2 protein-coding genes are annotated in these 2,766 nt (G+C 60.3%); one reads left to right on the plus strand and one right to left on the minus strand.

Translation table 11 applies throughout. From position 1 onward, the window contains the following. Positions 1-941: ATP-binding cassette domain-containing protein (locus ACOVQ0_RS06725; protein ID WP_421881868.1), on the plus strand; the 941-nt coding region annotated here is incomplete at its 5' end. Positions 942-1,447: 506 nt separating this feature from the next. Here ACOVQ0_RS06725 and ACOVQ0_RS06730 read toward each other — a convergent pair. After that, a protein-coding gene (locus tag ACOVQ0_RS06730; protein ID WP_421881872.1) for an IS3 family transposase occupies positions 1,448-2,697 on the minus strand; the annotation gives its coding sequence in 2 pieces (ribosomal slippage) (positions 1,448-2,358 and positions 2,358-2,697; 1,251 coding nt in all). Positions 2,698-2,766 lie beyond the last annotated feature (69 nt).

Here is a 2,766-nt window from a genome sequence, read left to right on the forward strand (position 1 = left end):
GCGCGCCGATCATCGTCGCCGACGAGCCGACCAAGGGCCTCGACGCCGACCGCGTGACTCAGGCGATCGCCACACTCCAGCGCTTGTCAGCAGCCGGACGCAGCCTACTCGTCATCACCCATGATCGCAGGCTCGCAGAGGAGCTTCCCGGAGAACTGGCGATTATTCGGAATGGCCGAGTCGTAGAGCATGGGCCGAGTGCAGGGCTCTTGTCTTCGCCCAAAAGCGATTATGCCCGAACATGGTTGGCCGCCGATCCGCGCCACTGGCCGCGCTGTCACCGTTGCTGTGACATGGCCAATCTTACCCTCTCCGCCCACGGCCTTGCCTTCGGCTGGCCCGCGCAGCCGCTGTTGTTCCGTGATCTCGACCTTCATCTCCCCAAAGGTGGCGTTCTTGCGATTTGCGGCCGAAGTGGTAGCGGCAAGAGTACGCTAGGCGACATCCTGCTCGGCCTTCGGCGACCACTCACTGGTAGCGTGGAATGGGGTGGGGTAGATGTCGTGGCACAGCCGGCCGCGATCCGCCCGCGGCGGCAGCGCTACCAGAAGCTACATCAGGACCCCGTGCAGGCCTTCGTGCCGCATCGCTCGCTCGAGCGGCAATTCGTGGATCTCGAAGCGGTCAAACCGGGTCTTGCTGTGGCCCGTGATCTGCCGCCCCTGCTGGAGCGGCTGAAGTTGAAGCCGGGATTGCTGAATCGCTTGCCGGGCGAGAGTTCGGGAGGTGAAGCGCAACGCGTAGCGCTTGCACGCCTCCTGCTGCTCGATCCTGTGGCGATCGTCGCGGATGAGCCGACATCGCGACTCGATCCGGTTGTGCAACGCGAGACGATGCTGCTGCTGCGCGATCTGGTCGAGGAAAGAAACCTTGCGCTGATCCTCATCAGTCATGATCAAGCGATTGTTCAAGCTTTGGCCGACGATGAGATCCGCTTGTAGAAAAAATGTTCCAGCAACAAGTTCTCGGAGCGCGCTTGTTCAGAGAAACTTGCAAACAGCCTATTGGAAGCCTTGCGGCTCGATCACTTGACCAGCAGGCAGCGGGATCGAAACCGCCATCCAAAGGCTTGCGTTGCAGGGCCACCTGTACAGCAGGAGTGTCGCCTTTGGCTTACAAATCTGCCTGAACCGGTCATTCCGCTTCCGGCCCCAATTCAGACTTCATAGAACTCTTCGGAGTTTCACATCTTTCGGTGAGGAAGATGTTTTTTGTCATCTTGAGACAGCAAGATATCCTGGTCGAAATCCCTCAACTGCACCATCGGCGGGAATGACCATTCTTCTCTTTGGTCGCCCACCAACGCCTCCCGGATCAGGTAGGGCTTGTTCCTGGTATCGGCCGGATTGTCACTTCGGACGTCCACATTCGACTGGACTAGCGCCTCGAACAGAGCGTCAGTGGCCGTAACGAAGGCTGAGCCACTTGTGGGCGATGTTGTCACCCCTTAAGTTTCGGACAGCGCCTCCCGGTTTGAACGCTCGTTGATGAACTCGCGCGGGGCACGATATCCCAGCGCGCTGTGTGGGTGAACGGTGTTGTAGTGCTCGAACCATTTCGGCAGCTGCGCGATGACGGTTCTGGCATCCGGGCACGGCGAGACGCGAACATAATCGCGCTTGAAGGTTCTCACGAAGGCTTCGGCCATGCCGTTGGATTGCGGGCTTTCGATCGGCGTTGTCAGCGGCTCCAGCCCGATATGCCGGGCAAAGCGCCGTGTTTCTCCGGCGAGGTAACATGAGCCATTGTCCGTCAGCCATTCGATGGTAGTCGGCAATCGGTTGACGCGCCCGAACCGATGCTCGACGGCGCTGACCATCAGATCGCGGATATCTTCGCCCTTGATGCCTTGCGTCGTGGCAACATGGCCCATGGCTTCGCGATCACAGCAATCGAGGGCAAAGGCGACGCGGACCTTCTCCTTGTTGTCGCAGGTGATCTCAAAGCCATCCGAGCACCAGCGCGTGTTGGAATGATCAACCGCAACCCTGCCGTCATGACGGCGCTCCTCCACGCCCCCCGCATGACGCTGGAGGAGAAGGCCATGCGCCTTCATGATGCGGTAAATCCGCTTCCGGTTGGCCGGAGGACGACCCTCGGCGCGGGCCTTTCGGCGAAGATACGCCCAGATGCGGATATAGCCCCAGCTCGATTGCCCATCGATCACGGCCTCGATCTCTCTGAGCAGATCGGCTTCCGGCAAGGGTGGGCGCCCCATGCGCTTCAACGGCCTGCCAGCCATTCGGGCCACGACATTCGAACGGGCAACTCCGAGTGTCTCGCAGATCGCCATCATGGGGTATCGTCCCGAAGATTGAACATCGGCAGCGAGAGCGAGCGCAACATCTGTTTTTTTGAGCCTGTAGCGTGGTCGAGCGCCTCTTTCAGGATCTCGGCTTCCATCGTTTTCTTTCCGAGAAGGCGCTGCAACTCGCGGACCTGATCCGCCAGGGCCTTGTACGCAGAGGCTGGCACGACGGCTTCTTCAGCCGCCGTTGCTGTCAGCGCGCCCTCATTCGCCAATCGACGCCAGACAAAGAGTTGGTTCGGGGCGATCCCGTGCCGACGCGCCACATGGCTCACGCTCATGCCGGGCTCCATCGTCTCGGCGATAATCGCCAGCTTCTCCGCCGGTGTCCGGCGTCGACGGCGTTCAGGTCCGCGCAGGACCTCACTCTTCGGATTGTGACCAGTCATAAGCACGACATTACTCCTACCTCTTAGAGAAGTGGGAGGCCCTGTCCGGGAACTTTGGGGGCTATTTCA

It is taken from the genome of Novosphingobium sp. (assembly GCF_049240505.1).
Taxonomy (GTDB): domain Bacteria; phylum Pseudomonadota; class Alphaproteobacteria; order Sphingomonadales; family Sphingomonadaceae; genus Novosphingobium.